The 21,485-nt window shown below is 55.8% G+C and carries 22 protein-coding genes and 1 pseudogene; 14 read left to right on the forward strand and 9 right to left on the reverse strand.

All coding sequences use genetic code 11. The annotated features are described in order from the left end of the window. Window positions 1-496: 496 nt before the first annotated feature. The gene (locus tag ACOTTU_RS18980) at window positions 497-1,153 is read right to left on the reverse strand and encodes an HAD family hydrolase (protein ID WP_425660175.1); all 657 of its coding nucleotides are present in this window, start codon (window positions 1,151-1,153) and stop codon (window positions 497-499) included. A 404-nt stretch (window positions 1,154-1,557) separates the two neighbouring features. Between ACOTTU_RS18980 and ACOTTU_RS18985 the strand changes: the two genes are divergently transcribed. Together ACOTTU_RS18985 and ACOTTU_RS18990 are read left to right on the forward strand one after the other, a co-directional pair. After that, window positions 1,558-4,227 (forward strand): hypothetical protein, encoded by a 2,670-nt coding sequence (locus ACOTTU_RS18985; RefSeq protein WP_425660176.1) that lies wholly within the window; start codon window positions 1,558-1,560, stop codon window positions 4,225-4,227. Next, on the forward strand, window positions 4,224-4,805 hold the full coding sequence (locus ACOTTU_RS18990) for a hypothetical protein (protein ID WP_425660177.1): 582 nt from the start codon (window positions 4,224-4,226) through the stop codon (window positions 4,803-4,805). The genes ACOTTU_RS18985 and ACOTTU_RS18990 overlap by 4 nt, the downstream gene beginning before the upstream one ends. Window positions 4,806-5,059: 254 nt before the next feature. On the opposite strand, the gene ACOTTU_RS18995 is transcribed toward ACOTTU_RS18990, so the two are convergent. The 5 genes from ACOTTU_RS18995 to ACOTTU_RS19015 all read right to left on the reverse strand — a co-directional run bounded on the left by ACOTTU_RS18995 (window position 5,060) and on the right by ACOTTU_RS19015 (window position 8,209). Further along, complete coding sequence (locus ACOTTU_RS18995) at window positions 5,060-5,746, reverse strand: anti-sigma factor (RefSeq protein WP_425660178.1); 687 nt, start codon at window positions 5,744-5,746, stop codon at window positions 5,060-5,062. Next, window positions 5,743-6,285: a sigma-70 family RNA polymerase sigma factor gene (locus ACOTTU_RS19000; protein ID WP_425660179.1), complete on the reverse strand. Its 543-nt coding sequence runs from the start codon at window positions 6,283-6,285 to the stop codon at window positions 5,743-5,745. Before ACOTTU_RS19000 ends, ACOTTU_RS18995 begins: the two co-directional genes overlap by 4 nt. Window positions 6,286-6,404: 119 nt before the next feature. Beyond that, window positions 6,405-6,818 (reverse strand): DUF7282 domain-containing protein, encoded by a 414-nt coding sequence (locus ACOTTU_RS19005; protein ID WP_425660180.1) that lies wholly within the window; start codon window positions 6,816-6,818, stop codon window positions 6,405-6,407. A gap of 103 nt (window positions 6,819-6,921) precedes the next feature. Further along, entirely contained in the window at window positions 6,922-7,698 is a 777-nt protein-coding gene (locus ACOTTU_RS19010) for a VPLPA-CTERM sorting domain-containing protein (protein WP_425660181.1), read from the reverse strand. A gap of 121 nt (window positions 7,699-7,819) precedes the next feature. Then, window positions 7,820-8,209 carry a DoxX family protein gene (locus tag ACOTTU_RS19015; RefSeq protein ID WP_425660182.1) on the reverse strand — a complete coding sequence of 130 codons (390 nt, stop codon included), beginning with the start codon at window positions 8,207-8,209 and terminating at the stop codon, window positions 7,820-7,822. Window positions 8,210-8,599: 390 nt separating this feature from the next. On the opposite strand from ACOTTU_RS19015, the gene ACOTTU_RS19020 reads away from it, so the two are divergent. Beyond that, the gene (locus ACOTTU_RS19020; RefSeq protein ID WP_425660183.1) at window positions 8,600-9,355 is read left to right on the forward strand and encodes a HisA/HisF-related TIM barrel protein; all 756 of its coding nucleotides are present in this window, start codon (window positions 8,600-8,602) and stop codon (window positions 9,353-9,355) included. A gap of 123 nt (window positions 9,356-9,478) precedes the next feature. Here ACOTTU_RS19020 and ACOTTU_RS19025 read toward each other — a convergent pair whose 3' ends face one another. Both ACOTTU_RS19025 and ACOTTU_RS19030 read right to left on the reverse strand, forming a co-directional pair. Beyond that, on the reverse strand, window positions 9,479-10,423 hold the full coding sequence (locus tag ACOTTU_RS19025; protein WP_425660184.1) for a glutaminase: 945 nt from the start codon (window positions 10,421-10,423) through the stop codon (window positions 9,479-9,481). Between the two features lie 115 nt (window positions 10,424-10,538). After that, the gene (locus tag ACOTTU_RS19030; RefSeq protein ID WP_425660185.1) at window positions 10,539-11,966 is read right to left on the reverse strand and encodes an alanine/glycine:cation symporter family protein; all 1,428 of its coding nucleotides are present in this window, start codon (window positions 11,964-11,966) and stop codon (window positions 10,539-10,541) included. A 730-nt stretch (window positions 11,967-12,696) separates the two neighbouring features. On the opposite strand from ACOTTU_RS19030, the gene ACOTTU_RS19035 reads away from it, so the two are divergent. The 7 genes and pseudogenes from ACOTTU_RS19035 to ACOTTU_RS19065 form a co-directional block, all read left to right on the forward strand. Further along, complete coding sequence (locus tag ACOTTU_RS19035) at window positions 12,697-13,083, forward strand: Fur family transcriptional regulator (protein ID WP_425660186.1); 387 nt, start codon at window positions 12,697-12,699, stop codon at window positions 13,081-13,083. Between the two features lie 31 nt (window positions 13,084-13,114). Further along, window positions 13,115-13,756 (forward strand): zinc uptake protein ZrgA, encoded by a 642-nt coding sequence (gene zrgA / locus ACOTTU_RS19040; RefSeq protein ID WP_425660187.1) that lies wholly within the window; start codon window positions 13,115-13,117, stop codon window positions 13,754-13,756. 13 nt (window positions 13,757-13,769) lie between these two features. Next, window positions 13,770-14,471: an ABC transporter ATP-binding protein gene (locus tag ACOTTU_RS19045; protein ID WP_425660188.1), complete on the forward strand. Its 702-nt coding sequence runs from the start codon at window positions 13,770-13,772 to the stop codon at window positions 14,469-14,471. After that, a complete protein-coding gene (locus tag ACOTTU_RS19050; protein ID WP_425660189.1) occupies window positions 14,468-15,718 on the forward strand; it encodes an ABC transporter permease in 1,251 nt (416 codons plus the stop codon). The genes ACOTTU_RS19045 and ACOTTU_RS19050 overlap by 4 nt, the downstream gene beginning before the upstream one ends. 17 nt (window positions 15,719-15,735) lie before the next feature. Beyond that, complete coding sequence (locus ACOTTU_RS19055) at window positions 15,736-16,239, forward strand: DUF3299 domain-containing protein (protein WP_425660190.1); 504 nt, start codon at window positions 15,736-15,738, stop codon at window positions 16,237-16,239. After that, the gene (locus ACOTTU_RS19060) at window positions 16,233-16,736 is read left to right on the forward strand and encodes a DUF3299 domain-containing protein (RefSeq protein WP_425660191.1); all 504 of its coding nucleotides are present in this window, start codon (window positions 16,233-16,235) and stop codon (window positions 16,734-16,736) included. Before ACOTTU_RS19055 ends, ACOTTU_RS19060 begins: the two co-directional genes overlap by 7 nt. A 12-nt stretch (window positions 16,737-16,748) precedes the next feature. Continuing rightward, window positions 16,749-17,639, forward strand: a pseudogene (locus tag ACOTTU_RS19065) (transposase); the annotation flags it as partial. Between the two features lie 84 nt (window positions 17,640-17,723). On the opposite strand, the gene ACOTTU_RS19070 reads toward ACOTTU_RS19065, so the two are convergent. After that, the gene (locus tag ACOTTU_RS19070; RefSeq protein WP_425660192.1) at window positions 17,724-18,182 is read right to left on the reverse strand and encodes a MarR family winged helix-turn-helix transcriptional regulator; all 459 of its coding nucleotides are present in this window, start codon (window positions 18,180-18,182) and stop codon (window positions 17,724-17,726) included. Between the two features lie 98 nt (window positions 18,183-18,280). Here ACOTTU_RS19070 and ACOTTU_RS19075 point away from each other — a divergent pair, with 98 nt between their 5' ends. The 4 genes from ACOTTU_RS19075 to ACOTTU_RS19090 are packed head-to-tail and all read left to right on the forward strand — an operon-like array spanning window position 18,281 to window position 21,481. Next, window positions 18,281-18,649, forward strand: coding sequence for an antibiotic biosynthesis monooxygenase family protein (locus tag ACOTTU_RS19075; protein WP_425660193.1), 369 nt, complete (start codon window positions 18,281-18,283; stop codon window positions 18,647-18,649). A gap of 39 nt (window positions 18,650-18,688) precedes the next feature. Beyond that, a complete protein-coding gene (locus tag ACOTTU_RS19080) occupies window positions 18,689-19,768 on the forward strand; it encodes a CDGSH iron-sulfur domain-containing protein (protein ID WP_425660194.1) in 1,080 nt (359 codons plus the stop codon). 27 nt (window positions 19,769-19,795) lie between these two features. Next, window positions 19,796-20,329 (forward strand): cytochrome b, encoded by a 534-nt coding sequence (locus tag ACOTTU_RS19085; protein ID WP_425660195.1) that lies wholly within the window; start codon window positions 19,796-19,798, stop codon window positions 20,327-20,329. Between the two features lie 33 nt (window positions 20,330-20,362). Then, window positions 20,363-21,481: an efflux RND transporter periplasmic adaptor subunit gene (locus tag ACOTTU_RS19090; protein WP_425660196.1), complete on the forward strand. Its 1,119-nt coding sequence runs from the start codon at window positions 20,363-20,365 to the stop codon at window positions 21,479-21,481. The last annotated feature ends 4 nt before the right edge of the window (window positions 21,482-21,485 follow it).

Consider the following 21,485-nt stretch of genomic DNA (forward strand, 5'->3'; position numbering starts at 1 on the left):
TTGTTGCCCATGCGCACCCCAAGAGGCGCATGCAGGGTTCCGTGCCAGAGCACGCCGCCTGGTGCATTTACGTGCGTGAGTTGGCCCGGCGCATGGCCTCTTGGGCTTTTCATTCTCCGCACGGGACCGGCGCTTTGGTGAATCTAACTACGGGCGCACCAATGAACGCGACTTCCTTGGTGGAAGACATTCGGCAAGCGATAGCTGGTTTCCGATGGGTGCTTCTGCAAGAACGGCGGGATACCGCGCTTTGACTCCCACTTGATTATTTGCGGAAACCATTGCCAATGGGCGAAACAGATTTAATCCACTCCGGCAATGATTTCATTGCGCTTCACTGTGTTGAGATGAAGAGACCCATAACCCAAAGCAGACAGATCGCTATCCATCCGGCTTAACATCGCTCTGAGGCTTATTTTGACAAATCGAATTGGCAGCGCGAAGACGTTGCAGTCGCGGAACACGGCACATGAAGACGGCGAGCACGTTTCGTCAGTTACTCAACGAGTGACAAAACTGCCTCGAGCCTATCGACAACCGAGTCCGCACCAACATCAAACAAGCGTTGCGAGTGCCCATTTGTGCAGTGTGACCCACCAGAAAAACCGATGCATGTCATACCCGCTGATTTAGCTGCTGTGACGCCTGCAACGCTGTCCTCGATCACGATACAATGGGACGGAGAAGCCTCCATTTTCTCTGCGGCATAAAGGAAAATATCTGGATGCGGCTTTCCCCTTTCAACCAATCTGGTCGAGAAGATGTTCGGATAGACCAGCTCGTACAATTCGGTTTCGATCAAGCCTAGTGTTAATTTTGCGGGAGAGGCTGACGAAGCAATACACTTGGCTGTTTTTAGCGAAGTAAGCAGAGTTTCTGCACCGCAAATCGGTTGCAATTCTGTTCTGTATTTTTCGATGACGGCGCTTTTTATTTCTGCCCTAAAGTTAGCAGGAAGAGGTTTCCCAATTTCAGCAGCAAGAGCAGCGTCAACAGCTTCATCCGGCATACCTGCAAATCTCATTGATACTTCTTCAGGTGAAATTTCATATCCTATGCCTGTGAACGCTTCAGCATCTGCACGGCATGCAATGATCTCGCTGTCGAGTAGCACCCCATCACAATCGAAAATCACCAGATCGAACTTTGTCATTACAGGCCTAGCATCATTTGAAGTTCCAACCGTTAGAACAGGAATGGCCTGCAAATCCAACGTTCGCAATATCCTGTGTTGCAGTCATTCTTTGATCCAGATTTTTTTGCGATCCTTTACCAACGCCCACTTCATGGAAACTGCACTGCAGCATTGCATCAACTCTTCGAAAGACCTGTGCAGATGGCTCCAGAACGGCCGTGTGTCCGGCCTGCTTGTCTGGCATTTACCACCAGCCCTGATGGGTTCCGCAGGCAGGGGTCCAATCGGCCAATCGCAAAGGGATCTCAGAACACCTCCTACAGGTACCCACAACCGTTTCATTGGCGTAACGTCAGCTTTTGTGCTAATTTCTTACATATTCTAGGAATTTTTTGCCCCATAGCGCGCCAAGGCGATTTGAGATGCGTGTAGTTCTGAGTTTGATCGTGGCGATTTGCCTGCTGGTACATCCAGTTGGGCAATTGATGGCGCAATCAACCAATACCGTGCCCCGGGGTGCTGAACCGATCCCGGGCTATTCCGGCCTGTATGTCGCGAATGCCTCAAGGTTTATGAAGAGTGCTTTTCTGGTGGTTATGCTGACCCGACCCCGAAATGTTCGGGAGTTTCTGGGAAAGGTCAAAACCTGTACGGCGACGCGAGAGGTGTTTATCCGGCTAAGGGGCGAAGGCATTAGGTCAGACCTCATACGGCTTGCTCAGGTCGCCACTGTTCTAACTGCTGGTGATTGCGATGTCTTTATTGGCCGGGATTTCAATTTCGCTCAACTTGACCGGCCGCTGGACTCGGGCGGTGATACATCAGACACGGACAACCCGGAGACGGATAAAAATGCGGGGAGCAACGACAAGGGTGACGATGTCGAACGTACCGACAGGACGCGCCCGGACATCGCGCCTGAAACGCAAACTGTGCAAGGCCAAGGTCGCACCGCACCAGTCAGGGTAAAGGTGGCCGACGGCGAAAGCGGCATTCAATCGGTCTTTTTCATTTACGAGGATAACAACCGCGTACCTATGTCCGCGCCTCAGGGTTCCTCCAACTACTCGGCAACCATAGATCTGCCGCGGGACTTCAACGAGCGTTCAGCGACAATCCTGGCAACGAATTCAGCCGGTCTTTCAGCGCGCGCGAAGGTTGTGCTCCGGCTTTTGCCCTGGTGTGGCCCGCGTGTTGCGGTAAGCAATGCGCTGGTCAGGCAAGTGCAGGAAAATCTTGCATGTGTCGGGAATTCGCCGGGCGGGAGCGATGGTGCGCTTGGGCCCAATACCTGCAAAGCCATCGGCAGCTACCTGGGTGGTCGCATGGATAGGTTCAACGCGGGAGGTATCCTGTGGACGGCGCTGCGGGACGAATTGAACAGCGCGTGTATTGCCGTTCAACCTGTTGAACTGGATTTACCGAACGAGGTCGAGGTTGATAGTCCTCGCACGAATGTCGGCGTTGGTTTGCGGCAGGCAGGGCCCACCAGATGGATCAGGATCACAGGTCCCGGTATCAGCAATCAAACCCAGGAATGGGGTGGGTCGCCGCTTTACTTTGACCTACCGATGCCACCGCCGGGTCAGAAGGCCGCGTTTCAGGTGGAGGCTCTGGGACCGGAAGGTAGGCCGCGCGACGCCGCAACCTTGCGTCTGATCCGACCGTCGGTGCGGATTGATGTGAGCCCCTCAGGTGTGGTGAATGTCGATGCCCAGAGCGTTGGGTTTATGGTCACAATCCCAAGTGGTGCTTCCGCAGTGTCCCGGCTTGAAGCCCGCAGAGTCGGGGTGGCTTCAGTCGGTAAGGAATTCAGTGGTGGCTCCGAAGTTCTCACACTTCCTTCACCCGAGCCCGGCGGCTCTGAGAGGGTGACTTTTGTGGCGCTTGATCGGAGCGGTCGGCAATTAGCTGAGCAAACCGTGACGCTGACCCGCCCGGAGCCGGTCGTGCCGCCGCGCCTTACGCTGGAGAGTTCCGCAGGACAAGTTGTCGATGCGAATGAGGTACAACTGAATCTCGTACTGGAAAACGCCGGGACTGTGACAGATCTGATCATCCGCGGTGCACCGGAGATGATCGAATTAGCGCGATGGCCCGTCGGAAATGGCAAGTGGAGCAATACACAGGCAATGCCCGCCCCGGGTCAAGCACTCGTTTTTCATGCACAGGCCGTCGATCGAGGGAACATTGTTCTGGCTGAAGACAGTTTGCGTGTTGAACGCCCCGCAGTTCGTCTGCAAGTGCAGCCAGACGGACGGTTTGAGGCTGATACGGACATGATCACGGCCGAGGCCCATGTCACGACCGGCGCGGACTGGATCGAGAGCATCATCGCCAGGGGTGCGGATGACGGTTCGGATCAAACGGCGATGGCCGAGAGCGCGTTGGTTCAGGGTCGCGCGGAACTGCAAATCGACATGCCAGACCCCGGTGCGACGCGGCTTGTGAACATCGTGGCGATTGGTCGCGACGGCAAAGATTATGCGTCAGCACAGATCACGCTGGCCCGACCAGCCGCCAAACCGGTCACGCTGCTTGTAACCTCGCCGGATGGGTTTGAGATTGATGCGAGCACCACGCGCCTCTTAGTTGAGGTCATCAACCCGGCAGATACTGCGGTGATCGTTGTGTCAGATTCAGGCACGAACCAAGTGCTGGAGCGCGGTCGTTTTGACGGGGTCGAGTGGCTTGGGGAGATCAACACACCGGAACCAGGTCAGAGCCGTGCGCTTGTGATCGAGGCGCAGGACGCCGCTGGCCAAATGCTCGCAAGTTCGCAAATCACGTTGATCCGACCTGTCGCGCCCGGTTTTGCCACCCCACCTTGGGTCTGGATCGGCGGTCTCATTCTGAGCGGCATTGGCATGGGGTTTTTCGGCGCGCGCCTGCGAGGTCGCAGGCAAGGTGATACCGCGGGCCATGAAGCACATGCGCCGACACCCCAGCTACGCGTCTTTGCGGAACCCGATCAGGATCCCAGAATTGCGCTTGTACCGTCTGCCCCGGCGAGCCTTGCAATACGCATTGACGAGGATGAAGCACCGGTGGTCGAGATTGCGTTTGAAGAGAACAAGGAGCCAGTAGGTTGACTGAAACAGCAAGTGTAGAGGGCAAGGTTCTGTCCAAGGAATTGCCTGAAGTCCGCATGCAGGAACTGGCTGAAGCAGTAAGTCAGTCCTTGTTGAAGGGCGACGGCGGGCCGAAGCTGAAGGCGATAGACCTCGACGGGTCGACGCTGAGAATGGCTGTGGAGAAGGCTGTCGATGACGCGCTGGCGATCTCACCGGTAAAAGAGTTACTCAAGGCGTGGAAAGGACTGGAACAGGTCGGTGCGCTCATCGGAGACGAGGGCCCCAAGGATGACAAACCCCGGCAAGTTTCGATTGCCAGCCACAATTTGAAAGCCGAATTCACCCCTCACATCGTCATTGAACTGGGCAAAATCATCGAGCTACGTAAATTACCGGTCCCGGTGATTTTCACGCTCAAGGTCGAAGGGTTGATTGTCACCGTAACCAACCGTCGTATTACCGCGATTGCTGCGGGCCGCGCGAAGCCCACGGTCGAAGCGAAGGTTGACGGCGCCACGATTTTCAAAGAGGCGCTACCGACCATCAACCTACCGCTGGAGATCAAGTCCGAGGCCGAAACTTCGGAGGCGGCATAGGCGGACATCTCTTGCCCAAAACCAATAACAAAGCCGGGCCAACCGCAAGTGTCTTAGTATTTACTGATCTGGAGGCGCTGCCTTCTGCCCTGTTTTACAGATATTTTGTGCTCTCAAGGCAAGGACGGTATTCCCCGGATCCCGCAGTTCGGGAGCCTTCGGTCGGACGTTCACGGCCGATCCACTGGTGCCTATAGCGTTTCGACTCAATATCGGATCGCTTGTTCGCCGCCTCAAGGTAAAGTCGAAACGCTTTAGATATCTTTGAATGTGCCGGTCGCCAGAATCTGGCCTGTGGGCATGCCTGTTGGCGAGCCTCCCGGTGGTTCTTCGGAGATTGCAACTGTGCCGGTGCGCACCCCCGGGGCGATGTCATCGGGAACGCGGATACGTGTCAGACCTTCGGCTTCCAGCAGTCCCAGCGACACGGGCAGGTCGCTGCCTTGGGCAATCAGCCACAGTTCCAATACACGGCCTTCGGGGATGACATCTGCGAAACGTTCAATAACGATCTCATGTGTTGGCGGAATGACACCAGCGATTAAAATGATTGTGCCGTCCTCCGACGTAAGCTCGGCCTGAAACTGCGGGGTCAAATCGACTGTCCCGCGCAACAGCGGGCCAAATGCGAAAACCGCAATGAGCATCGCAACTGCGATACCCAATATTCCGATTGACCACCTACGCCAGAAGGGCGGCGATGACGGTGTCTGCGCGATCTTGGCCATGATAGCAGTCCTGACGTGCGCGGGGGGCATAACCTCTTCGATTTCGTCGGCGATTGGCACCAGTTGTGCTTCCCACCGATGAACCAATTGGCGCAGACCGGCGTCATCCCGCAAACGTGTCTCAAAGCGCTGACGTTCCGAAGCATCGAGAAGATGCAGGACATATTCGGCTGCGAAAACCTCGTCGTCATATGGATCATCGGCTGTGGTCATCGCGTCAGACAGTCCCTCAGTTTTTGCAGGCTGCGGCGTAGCCAAGTTCGCATGGTGTTGAGCGGCACTCCATGGCGTGCCGCGAGTTCCTTGTATGTTTCACCGCTCAAATAAGCCCGTCTGACGGCATCCGCACGCGCCGCTTCCAGCTCATCCATGCAAGCTTCAATCCGCGCCCTTTCGGAACTGGCGATTGCCTCTGCCTCGGGGCCAGGTCGATCATCCGCCAAGTCCACAACGGTGTCGATGTCCTTTGTTGGTGTCTTACGGGTTCGCAACCTGTCGATCGCCAGATTGCGGGCCAGTGTAATGAGCCATGTCATCGGGCTGTGGCCTGTGACGGCGTAGCTGTCGGCTTTGTGCCAAATCCGGGCATAGATCTCTTGCAAAACCTCTTCGGCTTCGCTGCGGTTGTTCAAGACACGAAGGCAGACGCCGAAGAGCTTCCGGCTTGTCGCGTCATAGAGCGCCGAAAACGCGGAATGATCGCGCAATGCAATTTGCGCGATCATCTTTTCGATATCTGCTGGTGTTGTCATAAAGATGTCCCCGCCCAAGACACGCTATGCCGATACAGACACGTGTCAATCAAAAGCGAAGATACCTCCCGCAGCTTCCAAAAGGCACTTGGGCTATTCGCACCTATGTCGACCTATGCTTACTGCGCGGTCACAACCGTCATCACCAGTTTATCGTCGATCCGAATTGGGCCATCTTCTTTCGCGCCAAGCGTATATTCGAAAACGCCAGTCTTTGTACCGCCCGCTTCGGAGTGAACCATGAGCATCAGCATCTCACCAGAGGAGATTTCTTCGGTGAGGATGGCTGCTACATCCATGTTGTCTCCCATACGGAGCGGGGCATACCCAACAACCGGGCCCGGCTTCATCTCAGCGTCCGTACGATGCACTACAAGCCAGCCGTTCTCTCCGGCGACAACCTTATGCGCGCTCACAACTCCGTTTGACACCGATTGGTTGGTCGCTTCAACGAGGGGTACCGGCGCGTGTCCATCTGCGAAGACACCCGTCGATATCATGCTCAAAAGACCTGCGACTACTATCTTACTCATGTTTTTCTCCTGTTCTGAAAATGGCGCTCGATGGCCAGATGCCATAGCCACGCAAGGGATCGTTGGTTAGTTTCAAAGGCGCAAAAATATTTGCAGAGCCCAGTTAAGATGGGCTCTTGCGGCGCGACCGCAGCACGCCGAACGCCCCCAGGCCTGCAAGTAACAATGGCAAGCCGGCGGGCAGTGGAACCGCTGGAACTTCCGCGTTCAAAGCATTGCGAAAAAACTGCTCACCGGCGGGATTGATAAACTGATCGTCAAGAAAGTTGCTATCGCCGATGGCGATAACGAGACCAGATCCGAAGACCTTGCTCAAACCAATGACATTGCCATTATTGGTTGCCAGGGTGGTGGACATCCCTGTCGCCAAAACCCCGGATCCGGAGTCGGTCAGATCACTGCCTGCAACGCCGTTTGACAGCAGGGCGATGCCGGGATCATTCGCCCAGACCGAGCCACTGGCGGCAGCCTGACCGACCAATTCGATACCAAATGGATTGAGAACCGCCTCATAGCTGGCTCGAAAGAAAGGGATCTCACCTGTCGACAAAAGAATCCCGCCGCCGTTGACCCAGGATACCAATGCGTCCTGCTCCGTGGAGGACAGAATGGGTGAACCGCTCCCAAAAGCCAGCACAGAAGTATAGAATACGTCGAGCCCGTTCAGATATTGGGCGGTCAACACGTCTGTCGTGTCAGCCAAAGTATGGCCCCCGTCAGCAATAGCGTTGCGCAATACATCACGATCAGCGCCCGTGTTCAGGACGCGCCTCTCAAGAACGCGCGTGTCGTCAAAAGAACCGATGGTTGCCGCATTTGAAACTCCCGCCGACAATATCAGCGCCATGGCCGTCACGATCAGTTTTCTCGTCATTGTCATGTTTTTCCCCTGTTGAACGTTTTAATCGTCAGGGGTTTTGAATTTTCCGCTGCAAAGCGCCGCGTAAACTTACCCCAACAAAACAGTCACGAGCTTGGAGCTTGAAAAGTTTCAACTGAACTCAGGTTTTTCCGTTTTCGTCCGGATCCAAGGATTTGGAACGGCTGCCGAGAGCTGACAGGCAAAGAAACCCGCCCACTATTGCCCAGTTCTTGACAAAGATAGACATCTGCCAGCCATCAGTTGGAACAAGATGGAAAAGGCTTGTGAACCCGCAGTAGGCAGCGAGCAAGAAGCATGTGGGCCTTAGATACCAATTGAAGATGACGCAGGCACCAGCGCAAAGGTTCAACAACGCTGCAGGTACGATGAGGTCCTCGGCCATCCCTTGATCAGCAAGCAGTTGCATCACCGGGCCCGGATCCAGCATCTTCTGCAACCCGCCAATCACAAAGAGGCCGCCCATCATCGACCTACCGATGACAGGCCAAATATTTTCGGGAAATGTCACTACACTCTCCTGATTGAACGACCGACGCGCGGCTGATGACGATTTGAAGTCGTCGTTTATGGCGGTACTCACGGGGCCCGTTTCAAAGAGTTTCAACCCGTTTAGAAAATTTCAAAGCGACCACTCATTCTCGTCATTTGGTTGGCCACAAAGGACTGGCTCAAGCGAACCCGCTCGTCTGCTTGAATATGCGCCGCATTGCAGACGAGGCGCGTAATACACTGGTTCGGCCAACACCCCGCCTGCTTGGCGTTGATCAAGATGATGCAATTTGTCCGCAGGGTCTCAAAATATGCGAGAGTCGTCGCATCTTGTCGCGAACCGGGATTCAACCACAGATATGAGTAGCCTGCGTCCAAAAGGCGGAATGAGAATTAGAGGAAGTCTGCCATGATCCTATATCCATTGATTGAATTGCTTGATGGCCGATGTGTCAGCCTGTTTCGGGGTCGCACCAATGAACCCCACATCTGGCACGTCGATCCCGTCGAAAAAGCCAAGAGCTTTGCCAAATCTGGCGCGGAGTGGCTCCAGATCACTGATTTTGACGCGATGTCTGGTGATGAACGCAATGCGGATCTCATAAGAGAGATCATCCGCACTGTGGGCATTCCAGTGCAATTGGGGGGCGGGTTTCGTAGCTTGCAACGCATTGCCGAATGGATCGACCATGGCGTCGGGCGCGTGGTGGTAGGTACGCTGGCCTTGCATCAGCCGGAAATCGTAAAGGAGGCCGCAAAACTGTTCCCCGATCAAGTTGTGCTCGCCGTTGATGTCTTCGAAGGCTTGGTGGTCAGCGATGCCTGGCAACATAAAAGTGCATTCACACCTTCGGCTCTTCTCAAGGCCTTCGACGATGATCCTTTTGCGGCGATCATCGTAACGGATATCGACGCAGATATCGGAGATGCCGAAGATAGCATCGCTTTGGTTACGCAACTGGCCAGTGAGGCCAAACCTCTTGTGATTGCCAGGGGATTGTCGCGCACTTTGGATGATCTTTCGCGGCTAAAATACGTCCCGTTCGTTTCGGGGGCGCTTGTCGGGCGCGCCTTGTTCGACGGAAGCATCGTATTGGAAGATGCCCTTGATTTGGTTAAGCCCGAAAGTGAAAGGCGCGCACAGTTCATTCATGACGATCTGTAGGGATTAGCAACGGATCGCTAGATTTGGTTCGCTGCTGAGGGCTGAGTGACATTGCTGAAGGTACTCAGCAAAGATTTGGGCAAAGGATGGCACGCGCTGAATTTTGGGGGGTGGGCTGTCCACTCAATGCATCGCGAAAACTGACCAGCCTGTTTGGCTGGTTAGTTTTTCCAAAGCCAGCGAGCCGAGTTTTGAATTACCGACCTCATTCAAGCCCGGGGACCAGACTGCGATAGATGCCTGTCCCGGTACAATGGCCAGAATACCACCACCGACGCCACTTTTGCCAGGCAGGCCGACACGAAAGGCGAACGCGCCGGAACCATCATAGTGCCCGCAGGTCAGCATCAATGCGTTGATACGCCGCGCGATGATCGCCGGGATGATCTGGGGACCTTCAGGACCCAGGCGCCCGCCCCACGCCAGATAGCGCCCGGCAAGCGCCAGTTGCTGGCAGGACATGCTGACCGCACAGTGATTGAAATAGACATCCAGTGCCTTCTCAGGCGCATTGCGAATGATCCCCCAATCGCGCATGAAGTTGGCCAATGCGACGTTGCGAAACCCGGATGCCTTTTCGGACTTGGCGACGACTGCATCCACGGAAATACTTTCGTCCTGCGCGACCTCGCGCAGAAACTGTAAAATCTCGGTGACGGCCTCCACCGGTGTACGGCGGCCCAGCAGCGCATCCGTCACCGCGATGGCACCGGCATTGATGAACGGATTGCGTGGTCGACCGTTTTCCGCCTCAAGCTGAACGATGGAATTGAACGGATCACCCGAGGGCTCCCAGCCCACACGGTCCCAGAGCGCTTCGCCCAATTGTCTGAGGGCCAGCGTCAGCGTGAAAACCTTCGACACGCTCTGGATGGAAAAGGGTGTATCCGCGTGCCCGCCCTTTACGATCCTCCCATCGGCGGTGACCACGGCGATACCGAACTGAAAGGGGTCCACGCAGGCCAGCTGCGGGATATAGTTGGCGACGCTGCCGCGGTCTTCAACCTGGGCCATATCGCTGTTGATCTGCGAAACAATCTGCCTGAGATCGGGTGTGTCATTCGCCATGACGGGTCCTTCGTTGCTTGGCCGGATGTGCTCGTGACCCGCGTCCCGACCGGTTACCGATACGGTCGGGACGCGGGTGTTGATCTTACAAAACCACGATCACGGTGGTCCGGATCTAGCCCTTGCCGTGGCGTGTCCAGATCGTACCGTCGATCTTGCCCGCGAGTTCGGGATAATCATCGTTGTCAAAGACGGGTTCTTTTCCGGCTGCGCGTTGGGCAAAGTAGTCCTTCGTCAGCTTGATCACCGTACCCGAGAGCAGCATGATTGCGATCAGGTTCACCGTGGCCATCAGCCCCATGGAAGCATCGGCGGCATTGAACACCGTGCGCACGCTCTGCATTGATCCCCAGATCACCATCAACACGACCAGGCTGCGCATGACCATCAACGAGGTCCTGCCGCCCAGTCCAAGGTAGGTCAGCGCGTTTTCCGCATAGGAATAGTTGCCGATAATGGATGTGAAGGCGAAGAAGAAGATGGCGATTGCCACGAAAAGATTGCCGAGCCCGCCGATATGGGCCGTCAGCGCGTTCTGCGTCAGTTCGATCCCGGTGACCTCCTGATTGGGGGCATAGATGCCCGACAGCAGGATCATCAGCGCCGTCGCGGTACAGATCAGAATGGTGTCAATAAAGACACCCAGCCCCTGCACCATGCCCTGCGAGGCGGGGTGGTGCGGAGCCGGCGTGGCAACCGCCGCGATGTTCGGTGCCGACCCCATGCCCGCTTCGTTCGAGAACAACCCGCGTTTTACCCCGTTGAGCAGGGCTGCCATCACGCCGCCCGTGACGCCCCCGGCTGCTTCCTGCAGGCCAAAGGCCGAGGAAATGATCAACCAGAACGTGCCCGGAACATCGGCGATATTGATGATGATGACGATAAGCGCCAGCAGCAAGTAGAGACCAGCCATCACCGGCACCACAATTTCAGCCACGCTGGCGATCTTCTTGATCCCGCCAAAAATGACCAGTGACACGAGCCCACCGATGATCAACCCGACAACCAGCTTGGGAATGCCGAAAGCGGCGGCTGTGGCATCGGCAATCGAGTTGGCCTGAACGGCGGAGAACACCAGCCCGAACGACAGGATCAATGCCAGCGAGAACACCACGCCCATCCAGCGCTGTCCCAGACCGCGGGCCATATAAAACCCCGGCCCGCCACGGTATTCGCCGTCTTCATTCTTGACCTTGTAAAGCTGGGCCAGCGTGGATTCAGCATAGGCGGTCGCCATGCCGACCAGCGCCACCATCCACATCCAGAAGATCGCGCCCGGCCCGCCAAGGGTTAGCGCCACAGCCACACCCGCAAGGTTTCCGGTACCGACCCGTGACGCAAGGCTGATGGTCAGCGCCTGGAGTGGCGAAATTCCCGCGGCGTCCGTTTTCGGGCTCTTAGCGATAACGCGAAAGAACTCTGGGAAATGCCGAAACTGGAGAAACCCGAGGCGCAGAGTGAAATACAAACCCACCGCCAGCAAGCCATATATCAATACATATCCCCAGAAAATGGTGTTGAGGAAGTCGATTATCGCGTCCATGTCTCTCTCCCTGATTTCTGATAGCTCCGGCATTAAACCCCACGACCATAGTGTACTTACCGATATGAGCAATGCGGGAGAGAGGCGCTTGCTAATGCGTGCCTGTCTTAGCTCAGTAGAGTTGTGCCAAAGGATGATCGGTTTTGGGTGCAAACAGATGGTGGGTTTATTTGACTTAGAAAGCCCAGAGCAGGGACTAAGAAACCGTTGGTCTCGCTTCGGCTCACCACGGCGAGACAGGACTGAAGAGGTAATACCAACATCTTTGGATCAGGTTTGGTTTCTGATCCACCACAGATTGTTTTGCAAAGCTATGCTTGCGGTGAGCAGATTTATTGTTGTCACGCTCACATGATACGTCGATCAACAGCTAAGGACGACGGCAAAACTTCAATCGTTTCGAAAGATCGAAGGTAATGGACAAAAACATTACAGAAGCGTTTGACCACAAATTGGCAAGGATTCAGCTTTGGGCATGGCAAAATTCTTTCTGCCTGTTTCCGAAGGTCAGACAGCCGAGAGGACCGCGTATTGCTAAGGCCCGGAGGCATGTCCCATCAAATACGCAACTCTCCGTAGCTTCACGACGATTAGATGGAAACTGAGGCCGTTCCAGATGCTCTGCCTGTGTTGGGCTTACAGACGGGCCACCCTCAATTTGGCATGGTGATCTCAGCTCAAAGTTATTTTATAAAGTACTAAATGATTCGCTTATCAGGGGACGCTGTTCATGCGGAAACAGGCGGCAACGCGACAATCGGATGTCTTGAAAGTACTAAAAAGGCACGGCAAGCCCATGACGGCTTATGCCATTCTGGACCGAATGAAACCTGGTGAGCCCGGTCTCGCGGCACCAACGATCTACCGTACGCTCGCGGCACTGACGGAACAAGGCCGGGCGCACAAGTTGGAATCCATGAAGGCATTTGTACCTTGCCGCTGTGATCACGAGGCATCAGTTCCTGTGCTCGCCGTCTGTGAGGATTGTGGCACCGTTGAGGAACATGATGGGTCTCCGATTTTGCCTAAGCTCAAAGCCCTGTCTGAGCAGTCAGCATTTCAGGCCACGCGCCACATCGTCGAAATCCACGGTCGCTGCCAAGCCTGCGCGACATAAGCCTTCCAGACCTCCAAATAGGATCAAAGCCATGACCAGACTCGTTCCAACTGCTCTCATCATCCTCACTGCAAGCGCTGCTACTGCAGACGAAACCCGCCAATTGGACGCCCACGAACACGGTGTAGGTCAGTTGAACATCGCTTTCGATGGTGACCAGATCGCGATGGAATTGCACGCACCGGGTGCGGATATCGTGGGCTTTGAATATACTGCCGAGAGCGCTGAAGATCGTGGCCTTGTGGACGCTGCGGTGGCCACGCTTGCACGTCCCCTTGATCTCTTCGCTCTGCCTGCGGCTGCTGGATGCAGCGTTGTGCAGGCAAGTGCTTCCCTGGAAAGTGAAGAGGCAAATGATGAGCATGGGCATGAGGATCATGCAGAACACGAAGAAGAGGGTGACGATCACGCAGAGCACGATCATAAGGACGAAAACCACGCCGCCCACGAAGAAGATCACGACCATGCCGAAGAGGCGCATCACACCGAGTTTCATGCCGAATACCTGCTGAATTGCGCAAATCCCGCGCAGGCGACGCTGATCGACTTTGCCTACTTCGACGCCTTTCCGAACGCGCTGGAACTGGAGGTTCAGGTGATCACTGACCGGGGTGCTACAGCCTTCGAGGTTGAGCGCGATGCACCCGTTCTTGATCTGCGCGACATGTTCTGAGCCAAGCGCGATTATGTGTGCGGCCAGCCCAATCCTGTCATTGCAGCATGTCCACTACCATTGGCAGGGTCGGGCGTCCTTTGCGCTCGATATTCCGGAATTCGCTGTTGACCCTTCCGAGAGCGTTTTGCTTCTGGGTGAAAGCGGGTCTGGCAAATCGACACTTCTGTCATTGATCTGCGGCACGATTACGGCGCGGTCAGGGTCTGTTGTCGTCGCAGGCACCGACATCGTGTCTCTTTCGGCGGGCAAACGGGACAGGTTTCGTGCCGAGCAGATCGGGCTGATCTTTCAGCAGTTCAACTTGCTGCCTTACGCAAGTGTCCTCGATAATATCCTGCTGCCGTTGCGCTTTGCGCCCCTGCGCCGCGCGCGCGTACAGTCACCACGCGACACAGCCAGGATGCTCTGTTTGAATTTGGGTTTGCCTGAAGACGCGATCACGGCTCAAGCCGGAACGCTCAGTGTGGGCCAGCAACAGCGGGTCGCAGCCGCACGGGCCCTGATTGGCGCGCCTCCTTTGATCGTCGCAGACGAACCAACGTCAGCATTGGATGCAGCGACGCAGACCACCTTCCTGGACCTCCTTTTCGCGCAGACCCGCGCCTGTGGTAGCACACTCCTTATGGTGAGCCATGATGCGCGTCTGGCGGAGCATTTCGATCGCGTCGTACAATTGTCGGACGTGACACTTCCACAGCAGACCGCCGCATGATGCTACGTCTCTGCCTTGGCTCGCTTATGGCACGTGCGCTGACCGTCGCCATGACCATCGTCGCTATTGCCTTGTCCGTGGCTCTGTTCCTGGGGGTCGAAAAAGTCCGGACCGGTGCGAAGGCCAGCTTTGCCGATACGATCTCCGGCACGGATCTGATTGTCGGGGCGCGGTCGGGTTCCGTGCAGTTGCTGCTCTATTCGGTCTTCCGCATCGGGAACGCCACGAACAATCTGACTTGGGCGAGCTACCAGGACATTGCCGCCCGTCCAGAGGTCGATTGGATCGTGCCTATCTCGCTTGGCGACAGCCACCGTCAGTTCCGGGTCATGGGCACATCCACCGCGTTCTTTGAGCGTTACAAATACCGCGCCGGGCAATCGTTGGCCGTAGAAAAAGGCGCGATCATGGATGATCTTTTTGACGCTGTGATCGGGGCGGATGTGGCAGCGACGCTGAACTATGCGGTGGGAGATCCCATCGTCGTGGCCCACGGGCTTGCATCTTTTGTAGAGCACGAAGATCAACCTTTTCGCGTGTCCGGCATAATGGAAAAGACCGGCACACCGGTAGACCGCACGGTGATTGTCAGCCTCGAAGCGATTGAAGCAATACACGTGGATTGGCAAAGCGGAGCCAAGATTCCGGGTCAATCGACCCCCGCCGACGTAATCCGCCAGATGGAACTGGAGCCAATTGCCGTGACGGCGGCGCTCGTGGGTGTCAAAAGCCGCTTGCAGGTGTTTGGCTTGCAACGCGCCATCAATGAATACCCGCAGGAGCCGTTACTGGCGATCCTGCCGGGTGTGGCGCTGCAGGAGCTTTGGCAAATCGTGGGGATCGCAGAGACCGCCCTGATCGCCGTGTCGGCCATGGTCGTTGTCACCGCGCTCATTGGCATGATGGCCACGATCTTCTCCAGCCTGAATGAACGTCGCCGCGAAATGGCGATCTTTCGCGCCATGGGCGCGCGGCCTCGCGTCATTCTCAGCCTGCTGGTACTTGAGGCCGCGCTGATGGCGGCCCTCGGTGCTGTCATCGGACTTGCTCTGCTTTATGCTGGGCTTTTTGTGGCCCAGCCCCTTGTGGATGCAGCCTTTGGCCTTTGGCTTCCGATTGAGCCGCCATCGCTTCGGGAGTTTTGGGTCTTGTTGGGCGTCGTGGCCGCTGGCGCAATTGTGAGCCTTGTGCCCGCGTTCCGGGCCTACCGTATGTCGCTGGCAGATGGTATGATGGTGCGAATTTAGCAGAAGGGTTTGGAACGATGACACTTTCCCGCCGACATCTCATTGCGGCTGCTGCAGCTTGCGCCGCCCTGCCACGTGCTGGCGTTGCAGCGACACCTCGCGTGATTGGTTGGGATGATCTCATCCCGCCCGGTGTGCCTTATGCCGAAATCATTGGTGAGGGTGAAATTGACGCAATCAACGACACCTGGCTGCCGGAATTCGATGAGAACGCAACCAAGCTGAACAAGGAACTGCACGGTGCCTACATCAAGATGCCGGGCTATGTGCTGCCAATCGACATGTCTACTGCGGGCGTCACCAGCTTTATCATGGTGCCCTACGTCGGGGCCTGCATTCACACGCCACCACCGCCCGCCAACCAGCTTGTCTTTGTGGATAGCAAGACGCCTTGGCCAAGTGATCAGCTGTGGGACCCGGTTTGGGTTACGGGCCGGATGCGGCATGAACTGCAATCCACTACGATTGCAGACATCGGCTATGGGCTCAGCGCTGATCTCATCGAGGTCTACGAATGGTAGCAAATCACTTGGACCGGCGAGCAGTGCTGGCCGCGCTCAGTGTATTTGTGGTGGCGCCGAGCAGTGTGGCCGCCCAGGACTTCATAGATCTGGAGTGGACCGATCTGGTCCCTGAGGGTCAACCGGCTATCCCGCCCGTCATTCAAGGGCTGTTACAACACGATGGCCCCAGCCTGTCGAACCAGCAACCACCCTCACACGGCGTGCGTACAGACTGGAACGGCGAGATCGTCCGACTGCCAGGGTTTATCGTTCCGATTGATTATTCGGGCACCGGTGTCACCGCCTTTATACTGGTACCGTTCGTAGGTGCCTGCGTACATGTCCCGCCACCGCCCGCAAACCAGTTGGTCTTTGTCACTACCGGCGTGCCCTACGAAAGCTCGGGTCTGTTTGAGCCTGTGAATGTCATTGGCATGTTCGGCACAGCTTCAACATCCACACAGTTAGCCGATATCGCCTACGCTCTGTCGGCGGATCGTATAGAGCCTTTCTGATCAAATCGGGGCCTGTGCTACGAGTTCTCGCTTTAGGATCACGTCTCGCAAGAAACTCTGTTGCGGTCGATTGATCATTTTGTCCATCTGAGCAGCATCCGCACCTATCTCGCCGATTTCTACAGCCACACTGGGCGTCCTTTTGTCGATCCTGAACTTCTCATCCGCATGCTGCTGGTGGGCTATTGCTTTGGCATCCGATCCGAAGGGCGGCTCTGTGAAGAGGTGCATCTGAATCTCGCCTATCGCTGGTTCTGCCGTCTGAATCTGAGCGGTCGCGCCCCTGATTATTCGACCTTCTCGAAGAACCGGCACGGTCGGTTCCGCGAGAATGAACTGCTGCGCCATCTGTTCGAGACAACAGTAGCACGCTGCATCGAAGAAGGCCTGGTCAGTGGTCAGCGCATGGCAATCCATGCCAGCCCGATCGAGGCGGATGCCAACAATCAGAATTCGACGCCGAAGGAAGACTGGGACGCGACAAGTATCGACCCGACAGATGCACCCCGAGCTGTGCGTGAGTGACTCGACACGCTGGATGAGGTCGCATTTGGCGCGGCCAGCGAGGTGCAGCCGAAGTTCACTTCGCATTCCGATCCTGCCAGCTAGTGAACAGCAGCGCGGAATGGGCCAGCACTCTTTAACTGTTCTGATAATTACCTCATCGATACGGGCCACGGTGTCATCGTCGATGTGGAAGCCACCCGCTTGATCCGGCAGGTCGAAGTGAGATCGGCAAAGACGATGTTGAACCGCGTGAAGGCGACATTCGATTTGCATCCCGAACGACTGATCGCGGACACGGCATACGGCACCGGGCCACTTCTGGGGTGGTTGGTCGAACGCGAAATCGCGCCGCACATTCTGGTGTTCGACAAGGCGGGCCGGTCAGATGGCACATGGTTCAATCCGACACCTGGGTAACGAGCCCGGCTATCCTTCTTCGTATGGCAAGCAACCGCTGAACAAGCCAGAGGCGGCTTAAGGCTACAAAGTTTTTTGGAGGCGTTTCTTTAAGAGGGCGATGATCTCTTGCGTGGTTGCGATATCATCCGAAGACAGGCCTCTGGCAAGATCATTCACCCATGGGATTTGTATTGCGATAGCTTCATCGAACAGCTTTTGACCTTTTGGAGTTAGAGCAACAAGATGGGCGCGTTTATGGTTCGGATTGAGTTGAAACTCTAAAACTCCTTCTTTTTCCAACTCATTGACGATGCGTTGAACACCTTGTCGATGAACCCCCATCGCGCGTGCGTGCCATGCAACAGACTCGGGTTGTTCAGCATAGGCGATGGCACCAAGAATTTGCCAGCGTGCACTGGTCAACCCGAGTTCTGCAACGAGCCGATCGCCGGCAAGTTGTAGCCGGCCATTCAGCCGAAAAACATCCAGAATCAACGCCGTCACAGCTTTTCCGGCCTCAGTCCATTGCTCATTTGACATGTGAGTACGCTATAATATTGACAACATATTGTCAAATGAACTAGTGAAGGCAAATTGACAACACGGCACCAAATAACACCACTCATGGAGTAAAACAGATGGTCAACTTCACGCCCCTCGATCCTGATTTTCCAATCGAACAACAACTGGGCATCGATGCGGGGCCTGTTGTTCTCGTAAATTTGTTCACGATCGACCCCGCTGATCACAACGCTCTCATCGAGGCGTGGAAAGCTGATGCCCTCTGGATGAAAAAACAGCCCGGTTACATCAGTACGCAAATGCACAAGGCCATCGGCGATGGCGGCATGTACCTAAATTACGCCATCTGGGACTCTATCGCAGACTTCCGTGCGGCGTTCGCAAATCCCGAGTTTCAAGAAGCGCTCAGCCACTACCCATCCAGCGCTGTCACAGCTCCGCATCTGTTCGAAAAGATCGCAGTCCCTAACTGCTGCACGGCCTGACGAAACCAACCGCGAAGGATCAATTTGGAGGACACACAAATGACAACACGCATTCATGCAATAGCAGGCGGCGTCGGCTTCCTGATGATCCTTCTCTTCTGGACGTCCACAGCTATCAGTGAACTGTTTGCGAGCCACGAGACGATTGCCGCGGTCAAGGCCATGATTTTGAGGGGTATGTTCATCCTTATTCCGGCAATGGTGATTGCTGGCGGATCGGGCACCGTGATGGGCAAGAGTCGCACCGATGCAAAGGCTCTCGCGAAGAAGAAACGGATGCCTCTTATTGCGCTGAACGGGCTTCTGATCTTGCTGCCCTCGGCGTGGTTTTTGGCTGGTAAGGCAGCCGCCGGAGAATTCGATACCGTATTCTACACCGTTCAGGCTATCGAATTGGTCGCAGGCGCTGCAAACCTGACGATGATGGGCCTAAACATCCGCGATGGCTTGACCATGACCGGGCGAATTGGTGGCTCAAAAGTTTCATCTGAGGACCCGCAACAGCCTGTGATCGAAGAGCGTCCCTCTGGGCCGTTGGTGGCCAAATCGATTCCTCGTCTTACCAGCTCCGCAGGAGAAAACCTCGAAACCCGATCTGCCGTCGCCTTGTGCCGCTGCGGGCAGTCGAAGAAGAAACCGTATTGCGACGGATCACATAACGATATCGGTTTTTCGTCCAACCCTTCGCCGAACCGCACGTCTGATGGCGTGAAGGTCTTTGGCGGTGAGCAGATTGACGTCCACTACAACCGCCTGCTTTGCTCTCACGCAAGGGAATGTGGGACACGGCTGAAAGCCGTTTTTGACACCGGACGTGATCCCTGGATTATACCCGACAATGCCAGTCCTGGTCAGATCAGGGACGTTGTAGAGATGTGCCCATCTGGTGCGCTTTCCATAAGTGAACCGGGCGGGCAAACACGGCACATCGTCGGTGGCAAACCGGGCATCACGATTGAAAGCAACGGGCCCTATCGTATCACGAAAATTCCACTGGCTTCCGGTGTTCGAGCGGAAGGCGCATCACCCGCCAAATATGTTCTTTGCCGCTGTGGGGCGTCCAAAAACAAACCGTTTTGCGATGGTTCTCATTCCGACATCGGGTGGACTGACCAGTAACCGTGAAAACCCGAAAGGAACGGTCCGATGAAAAGCACGCCTCAGAAATACGGAACAGGAGCCGTCACCATTCACTGGGTGAGCGCCGCGTTGATCCTGGTTCAGCTTGTGTCCGGGTTTCGGGCTGCGTCCACGGTCGACTACGCAGCGAAGGAAGCGATACTGGCGATGCATGCCCCCTTGGGAATTGCCATCCTCGTGTTGACGATAGCGCGGATTCTCTGGTGGCAGTTTGTTGACAATAAGCCAGCTCCCGTCGCTGGCGATCCGGTCTGGCAAACCTTCGCGGCCAAGGCCGTACATGTGATGTTTTACATCGTGCTTCTCGGCATGGCTGCAAGCGGTATTGGGACAATGGCGGCATCGGGCGCGGGTCAGATTCTGTCTGGCGCAGTTGATGCGCCGCTCCCAGACTTTTCGGACTATGCACCGCGCGTTCCTCACGGCATCGGTGCCCGCTTGATGGTTGGCCTATTCGTGTTTCACGCAGGGGCGGCCATTTATCACCACTTTGTCAAACGGGACGGGCTGCTCGCACGCATGTGGTACGGCGCGAACTGAGGACCAATTGTCTTCCTAAAGCAGGAGAGCTGAATGCTCCGCTATTTATTGCTCATTGTGATTGTACCTCTCCTGTCAGGTTGTTTCGAGGAAGACGATAACAAAGACACATCCGTGGATGAAGTCGTTCGCGGCTTGGTCACAACCGTCGTCAGCTCGGCGGCGAGTACCATCACCCGCCGTTATCCTGGTGTCCTGGAGCCAAGTGAAATCACGTCACTGTCCTTTGAGGTCGGCGGCAAGCTGGGGCGTCTGGATCTTTCGATCGGCCAGCGGGTCTCTGAAGGGGAGTTAATTGCGGAACTCGATGGTGAGAAATTCCTTGCGGCTATCAAAAATCGGCAGGCTGCGGTGGAAGAAGCTGAAGCCACGCTGCAGCAAGCCGAAGAAGATCTCGAAAGGTCCGAGCAACTTTTGGAGCGGGGCGTCGTAACCCGGGTCGACAGGGATAATGACAGGACGGCTGTCCTCACCAGCCGAGCACAGTTGAAACAAGCTGAGGAAAACCTGGTCACGGCCCGGGAAGATCTGGAAGATACAAAGCTCTTCGCGCCATTCGATGGCATCGTAAACTCTGTCGATGTCGACTCATTCGACACCGTCGGCTCTGGAACACTGATCATCTCGGTTTATGAGGCGACATCTTACGAAGTGTCGTTTTCTGTGAACTACGCCACGGTCGATCAGTTGCATCTGGGTGCTCGTGCCAAGGTCAGATTGTCCGACAGACCCGATGCTGCGTTAGAGGCCACGGTAAGTGAAATCGGCGAGCGTGCGGACGCCGTCGCGTCTTTCCCGGTCTCAGTAAAACTCGTTGATACCCTTGGTGTAATCCGGGCGGGCATGGCGGTCGAAGTTTCATTTGAACTGGATGTTCTGGGGGGCAAAGGGTTCCTTGTGCCGATCTCCGCTGCCATCCCGGAAGGGGAGATATCAGAAACATCCGGACCTACCGATCCGTCGCCCGTATCCTTTTACCTCTTCGATCCGACGGACAGCACCGTACGACGCAAAAAGGTTACGATGGCCGGGCTAGAAGACAACAAGTTTGTTATCGTAGATGGCTTGAACGAAGGCGACCGTGTTGCCATCGCGGGTGTTTCCTTTCTGCATGAAGGCATGAAGGTCAAACTGCTCGAGCCAAAGGAATGACCCC

It is taken from the genome of Roseobacter sp. EG26, assembly GCF_049830555.1.
Lineage (GTDB): Bacteria > Pseudomonadota > Alphaproteobacteria > Rhodobacterales > Rhodobacteraceae > Roseobacter.